Annotated in this window: 1 protein-coding gene; it reads left to right on the top strand. The window is 45.7% G+C overall.

All coding sequences use genetic code 11. The features are described 5' to 3' along the window. A partial coding sequence (locus QVO43_RS09595; RefSeq protein ID WP_288174924.1) for a LysR family transcriptional regulator substrate-binding protein occupies positions 1-379 on the top strand: 379 nt, incomplete at its 5' end. Positions 380-682: the final 303 nt, after the last annotated feature.

Here is a 682-nt window from a genome sequence, read left to right as displayed (position 1 = left end):
GCCCTACGGGATCCTCTCCCCGGAAGCCCTGAAAGGCCAGGTGTTCCTGTCCACCACCCAGGAGCAGTCCTCCCGGGAACTCCAGGATAAAATCTTCCGGAAATACAAGATCCAGCCCCAGCACATTTACACCATCCGGAGCATTGAACTGATTCTCCAGCTGGTGGCAGAAGGATTCGGAATCACTCTGGTACGGGAAGCCTTTACCCGGACCTTCCGGTATTCCAAGTCCGTGAACCTGTACCAGCTGGACATCCCGGAACACAAACGGACTGTGGTGGCGGCCTTCCATCATCGGGAAAAGATCCCCCGGTACATGGAAGACATGATGGACATGCTCCGGAAACGGGGCTTGGAAATCATGGCCGGAAGACTGTAACGGAAGAGGGAGTTTTAGTTTTTAAATATTACTCTTAATAAAAATATATTTCGAAAAAATCCATTTTCCTGGTATGCTTTAGTAAGATAAAGGATACAGAAAATGGATTTTTTTTCGTCCGATTTTGCATATCTAGACAAATGTGTGACCAGGAGGCGGTATAATGGGCAGATGGTGGCAGGGAACCGGACAGAGGTATTTACATAAATATAAATTAAAAAGAAAAAAATATTCATGAAATGTATCAAGAACTGTGGTATAATACAGAAGTTGTTAAGGCCGGACTATAATTGACCCAAAGGG

Origin of the sequence: Acidaminococcus sp. CAG:542 (genome assembly GCF_000437815.1) — a bacterium.
Classification (GTDB): domain Bacteria; phylum Bacillota; class Negativicutes; order Acidaminococcales; family Acidaminococcaceae; genus Acidaminococcus.
The sequence above is the reverse complement of the archived record's forward strand: the minus strand, read 5'-3'. Positions and strand labels throughout refer to the sequence as shown.